The following is a 5,626-nucleotide window of genomic DNA, read 5'->3' as shown; positions in this document are numbered from 1 at the left end:
TTAACGTTTCGATCTTCTCGGTCGAAAGCGGAGAAAAAGAGGTGTTGACAGCAGCGTGTAACGCTGTAGAATTCGCCTCCCGCTAACGAGAGATCGGAAGCGCAAGTGGTTGAAGTTACAAAGGAAACTTTGAAAACTTCTGAAAATAATCACTTGACAGCAAATGAGGCTGCTGTAGAATGCGCGCCTCGGTTGAGACGAAAGATCTTAACCAACCGCTCTTTAACAACTGAATCAAGCAATTCGTGTGGGTGCTTGTGGAGTCAGACTGATAGTCAACAAGATTATCAGCATCACAAGTTACTCCGCGAGAAATCAAAGATGTAACCAACGATTGCTGAGCCAAGTTTAGGGTTTCTTAAAAACCCAAAGATGTTTGAACTGAAGAGTTTGATCATGGCTCAGATTGAACGCTGGCGGCAGGCCTAACACATGCAAGTCGAGCGGTAGAGAGAAGCTTGCTTCTCTTGAGAGCGGCGGACGGGTGAGTAATGCCTAGGAATCTGCCTGGTAGTGGGGGATAACGTCCGGAAACGGACGCTAATACCGCATACGTCCTACGGGAGAAAGCAGGGGACCTTCGGGCCTTGCGCTATCAGATGAGCCTAGGTCGGATTAGCTAGTTGGTGGGGTAATGGCTCACCAAGGCGACGATCCGTAACTGGTCTGAGAGGATGATCAGTCACACTGGAACTGAGACACGGTCCAGACTCCTACGGGAGGCAGCAGTGGGGAATATTGGACAATGGGCGAAAGCCTGATCCAGCCATGCCGCGTGTGTGAAGAAGGTCTTCGGATTGTAAAGCACTTTAAGTTGGGAGGAAGGGCAGTAAATTAATACTTTGCTGTTTTGACGTTACCGACAGAATAAGCACCGGCTAACTCTGTGCCAGCAGCCGCGGTAATACAGAGGGTGCAAGCGTTAATCGGAATTACTGGGCGTAAAGCGCGCGTAGGTGGTTCGTTAAGTTGGATGTGAAATCCCCGGGCTCAACCTGGGAACTGCATTCAAAACTGACGAGCTAGAGTATGGTAGAGGGTGGTGGAATTTCCTGTGTAGCGGTGAAATGCGTAGATATAGGAAGGAACACCAGTGGCGAAGGCGACCACCTGGACTGATACTGACACTGAGGTGCGAAAGCGTGGGGAGCAAACAGGATTAGATACCCTGGTAGTCCACGCCGTAAACGATGTCAACTAGCCGTTGGGAGCCTTGAGCTCTTAGTGGCGCAGCTAACGCATTAAGTTGACCGCCTGGGGAGTACGGCCGCAAGGTTAAAACTCAAATGAATTGACGGGGGCCCGCACAAGCGGTGGAGCATGTGGTTTAATTCGAAGCAACGCGAAGAACCTTACCAGGCCTTGACATCCAATGAACTTTCTAGAGATAGATTGGTGCCTTCGGGAACATTGAGACAGGTGCTGCATGGCTGTCGTCAGCTCGTGTCGTGAGATGTTGGGTTAAGTCCCGTAACGAGCGCAACCCTTGTCCTTAGTTACCAGCACGTAATGGTGGGCACTCTAAGGAGACTGCCGGTGACAAACCGGAGGAAGGTGGGGATGACGTCAAGTCATCATGGCCCTTACGGCCTGGGCTACACACGTGCTACAATGGTCGGTACAGAGGGTTGCCAAGCCGCGAGGTGGAGCTAATCCCAGAAAACCGATCGTAGTCCGGATCGCAGTCTGCAACTCGACTGCGTGAAGTCGGAATCGCTAGTAATCGCGAATCAGAATGTCGCGGTGAATACGTTCCCGGGCCTTGTACACACCGCCCGTCACACCATGGGAGTGGGTTGCACCAGAAGTAGCTAGTCTAACCTTCGGGAGGACGGTTACCACGGTGTGATTCATGACTGGGGTGAAGTCGTAACAAGGTAGCCGTAGGGGAACCTGCGGCTGGATCACCTCCTTAATCGACGACATCAGCTGCTCCATAAGTTCCCACACGAATTGCTTGATTCATTGAAGAAGACGATAAAGAAGCAGCCCGAAATTGGGTCTGTAGCTCAGTTGGTTAGAGCGCACCCCTGATAAGGGTGAGGTCGGCAGTTCGAATCTGCCCAGACCCACCAATTTTGTGTGGGAAACGCCTGTAGAAATACGGGGCCATAGCTCAGCTGGGAGAGCGCCTGCCTTGCACGCAGGAGGTCAACGGTTCGATCCCGTTTGGCTCCACCACTACTGCTTCTGTCTTGAAAGCTTAGAAATGAGCATTCCATCGATGTGATGGTGAATGTTGATTTCTAGTCTTTGATTAGATCGTTCTTTAAAAATTTGGGTATGTGATAGAAAGATAGACTGAACGTTACTTTCACTGGTAACGGATCAGGCTAAGGTAAAATTTGTAAGTAATTGCGAATTTTCGGCGAATGTCGTCTTCACAGTATAACCAGATTGCTTGGGGTTATATGGTCAAGTGAAGAAGCGCATACGGTGGATGCCTTGGCAGTCAGAGGCGATGAAAGACGTGGTAGCCTGCGAAAAGCTTCGGGGAGTCGGCAAACAGACTTTGATCCGGAGATGTCTGAATGGGGGAACCCAACCATCATAAGATGGTTACCTTACACTGAATACATAGGTGTATGGAGCGAACCAGGGGAACTGAAACATCTAAGTACCCTGAGGAAAAGAAATCAACCGAGATTCCCTTAGTAGTGGCGAGCGAACGGGGACTAGCCCTTAAGTGGCTTTGAGATTAGCGGAACGCTCTGGAAAGTGCGGCCATAGTGGGTGATAGCCCTGTACGCGAAAATCTCTTAGTCATGAAATCGAGTAGGACGGAGCACGAGAAACTTTGTCTGAATATGGGGGGACCATCCTCCAAGGCTAAATACTACTGACTGACCGATAGTGAACTAGTACCGTGAGGGAAAGGCGAAAAGAACCCCGGAGAGGGGAGTGAAATAGATCCTGAAACCGTATGCGTACAAGCAGTGGGAGCAGACTTTGTTCTGTGACTGCGTACCTTTTGTATAATGGGTCAGCGACTTATTTTCAGTGGCGAGCTTAACCGAATAGGGGAGGCGTAGCGAAAGCGAGTCTTAATAGGGCGTCTAGTCGCTGGGAATAGACCCGAAACCGGGCGATCTATCCATGGGCAGGTTGAAGGTTGGGTAACACTAACTGGAGGACCGAACCGACTACCGTTGAAAAGTTAGCGGATGACCTGTGGATCGGAGTGAAAGGCTAATCAAGCTCGGAGATAGCTGGTTCTCCTCGAAAGCTATTTAGGTAGCGCCTCATGTATCACTGTAGGGGGTAGAGCACTGTTTCGGCTAGGGGGTCATCCCGACTTACCAAACCGATGCAAACTCCGAATACCTACAAGTGCCGAGCATGGGAGACACACGGCGGGTGCTAACGTCCGTCGTGAAAAGGGAAACAACCCAGACCGTCAGCTAAGGTCCCAAAGTTATGGTTAAGTGGGAAACGATGTGGGAAGGCTTAGACAGCTAGGAGGTTGGCTTAGAAGCAGCCACCCTTTAAAGAAAGCGTAATAGCTCACTAGTCGAGTCGGCCTGCGCGGAAGATGTAACGGGGCTCAAACCATACACCGAAGCTACGGGTATCATCTTCGGATGATGCGGTAGAGGAGCGTTCTGTAAGCCTGTGAAGGTGAGTTGAGAAGCTTGCTGGAGGTATCAGAAGTGCGAATGCTGACATGAGTAACGATAATGGGTGTGAAAAACACCCACGCCGAAAGACCAAGGTTTCCTGCGCAACGTTAATCGACGCAGGGTTAGTCGGTCCCTAAGGCGAGGCTGAAAAGCGTAGTCGATGGAAAACAGGTTAATATTCCTGTACTTCTGGTTATTGCGATGGAGGGACGGAGAAGGCTAGGCCAGCTTGGCGTTGGTTGTCCAAGTTTAAGGTGGTAGGCTGGAATCTTAGGTAAATCCGGGATTCTAAGGCCGAGAGCTGATGACGAGTTATCTTTTAGATGACGAAGTGGTTGATGCCATGCTTCCAAGAAAAGCTTCTAAGCTTCAGGTAACCAGGAACCGTACCCCAAACCGACACAGGTGGTTGGGTAGAGAATACCAAGGCGCTTGAGAGAACTCGGGTGAAGGAACTAGGCAAAATGGCACCGTAACTTCGGGAGAAGGTGCGCCGGTGAGGGTGAAGGACTTGCTCCGTAAGCTCATGCCGGTCGAAGATACCAGGCCGCTGCGACTGTTTATTAAAAACACAGCACTCTGCAAACACGAAAGTGGACGTATAGGGTGTGACGCCTGCCCGGTGCCGGAAGGTTAATTGATGGGGTTAGCTAACGCGAAGCTCTTGATCGAAGCCCCGGTAAACGGCGGCCGTAACTATAACGGTCCTAAGGTAGCGAAATTCCTTGTCGGGTAAGTTCCGACCTGCACGAATGGCGTAACGATGGCGGCGCTGTCTCCACCCGAGACTCAGTGAAATTGAAATCGCTGTGAAGATGCAGTGTATCCGCGGCTAGACGGAAAGACCCCGTGAACCTTTACTATAGCTTTGCACTGGACTTTGAATTTGCTTGTGTAGGATAGGTGGGAGGCTTTGAAGCGTGGACGCCAGTTCGCGTGGAGCCAACCTTGAAATACCACCCTGGCAACTTTGAGGTTCTAACTCAGGTCCGTTATCCGGATCGAGGACAGTGTATGGTGGGTAGTTTGACTGGGGCGGTCTCCTCCTAAAGAGTAACGGAGGAGTACGAAGGTGCGCTCAGACCGGTCGGAAATCGGTCGTAGAGTATAAAGGCAAAAGCGCGCTTGACTGCGAGACAGACACGTCGAGCAGGTACGAAAGTAGGTCTTAGTGATCCGGTGGTTCTGTATGGAAGGGCCATCGCTCAACGGATAAAAGGTACTCCGGGGATAACAGGCTGATACCGCCCAAGAGTTCATATCGACGGCGGTGTTTGGCACCTCGATGTCGGCTCATCACATCCTGGGGCTGAAGCCGGTCCCAAGGGTATGGCTGTTCGCCATTTAAAGTGGTACGCGAGCTGGGTTTAGAACGTCGTGAGACAGTTCGGTCCCTATCTGCCGTGGACGTTTGAGATTTGAGAGGGGCTGCTCCTAGTACGAGAGGACCGGAGTGGACGAACCTCTGGTGTTCCGGTTGTCACGCCAGTGGCATTGCCGGGTAGCTATGTTCGGAATAGATAACCGCTGAAAGCATCTAAGCGGGAAACTAGCCTCAAGATGAGATCTCACTGGAACCTTGAGTTCCCTGAAGGGCCGTCGAAGACTACGACGTTGATAGGTTGGGTGTGTAAGCGCTGTGAGGCGTTGAGCTAACCAATACTAATTGCCCGTGAGGCTTGACCATATAACACCCAAGCAATTTGCGTCGAAGAGACCAGATTGCGGTGTGTGAAGACGAAACGAACCGAAAGTTCGAGATCTTGCAAAACACCGAAAGCTATCACATACCCAATTTGCTGAAGCGAGGCCAGCTGGCCACGACTCAGTACCCGAATTTCTTGACGACCATAGAGCATTGGAACCACCTGATCCCATCCCGAACTCAGCAGTGAAACGATGCATCGCCGATGGTAGTGTGGGGTTTCCCCATGTGAGAGTAGGTCATCGTCAAGATTAAATTCCAGAACCCCTGATTGCTTATGCAGTCAGGGGTTTTGTTTTGG

At 51.0% G+C, this 5,626-nt stretch carries 2 tRNA genes and 3 rRNA genes; all 5 read left to right on the top strand.

The annotated features are described in order from the left end of the window. Positions 1 to 378: 378 nt before the first annotated feature. The 5 genes from HX814_RS28150 to rrf all read left to right on the top strand — a co-directional run bounded on the left by HX814_RS28150 (position 379) and on the right by rrf (position 5,576). Positions 379 to 1,915 (top strand): 16S ribosomal RNA (locus tag HX814_RS28150). A gap of 83 nt (positions 1,916 to 1,998) precedes the next feature. Continuing rightward, positions 1,999 to 2,075: transfer RNA gene (locus tag HX814_RS28145), tRNA-Ile, on the top strand. A 30-nt stretch (positions 2,076 to 2,105) separates the two neighbouring features. Further along, positions 2,106 to 2,181: transfer RNA gene (locus HX814_RS28140), tRNA-Ala, on the top strand. Positions 2,182 to 2,413: 232 nt separating this feature from the next. Further along, positions 2,414 to 5,307 (top strand): 23S ribosomal RNA (locus HX814_RS28135). A 153-nt stretch (positions 5,308 to 5,460) separates the two neighbouring features. Next, a 5S ribosomal RNA gene (gene rrf, locus HX814_RS28130) occupies positions 5,461 to 5,576 on the top strand. Together the 16S, 23S and 5S rRNA genes with 2 tRNA genes alongside form the textbook arrangement of a ribosomal RNA operon. Positions 5,577 to 5,626 lie beyond the last annotated feature (50 nt).

The sequence above is a fragment of the Pseudomonas sp. C8002 genome (assembly GCF_013385765.1).
Classification (GTDB): Bacteria; Pseudomonadota; Gammaproteobacteria; order Pseudomonadales; family Pseudomonadaceae; genus Aquipseudomonas.
Note: the sequence above shows the minus strand (reverse complement) of the source record. Positions and strands in the feature narration are given on the sequence as shown.